Annotated in this window: 1 protein-coding gene; it reads left to right on the top strand. The window is 75.2% G+C overall.

Annotated features, from left to right (window positions below; translation table 11 throughout):
- Positions 1-472 (top strand): FAD-dependent monooxygenase (locus tag D180_RS17885; protein WP_017913873.1); only part of this gene is annotated, 472 nt, incomplete at both ends.

Below are 472 nucleotides of genomic sequence, written 5' to 3'. Positions count from 1 at the left end.
GACGACGGCCCGACGGCCTTGTTGCCGCGCGGCGACCGCCATTACGGCGCGATCCACGCGGTGGCCGCCGAGGACGCCGACGCGGTGGCCGCGCTGGACGAGGGCGCCTGGCTGCAGCGGCTGCAGGACGCGCTGGGCTGGCGCGTCGGCCGCCTGCTCGGTAGCGGCGAGCGCAGTGCCTATCCGATCGTGCAGGTGCTGGCCGAGCGGCTGACCGATGCGCGCGCGGTGCTGCTGGGCAATGCCGCGCAGACCTTGCACCCGCTGGGCGCGCAAGGCTTCAACCTGGGCCTGCGCGATGCGCTGACCCTGGCCGAACTGATCGAGCGCGACGGCACCGACCCGGGCGCGCCGGCGCTGCTGCAGCAGTACGCGCAGCGCCGCGAGCAGGATCGCCAGCGCACGGTGACGTTCTCCGGCGGGCTGGCGCGGCTGACCGCCAATCCGACCCCGCTGCTGCGCCCACTGCGCA

The organism is Xanthomonas sp. SHU 166, assembly GCF_000364685.1.
Lineage (GTDB): Bacteria > Pseudomonadota > Gammaproteobacteria > Xanthomonadales > Xanthomonadaceae > Xanthomonas_A > Xanthomonas_A sontii.
The sequence above is the reverse complement of the archived record's forward strand: the minus strand, read 5'-3'. Positions and strand labels throughout refer to the sequence as shown.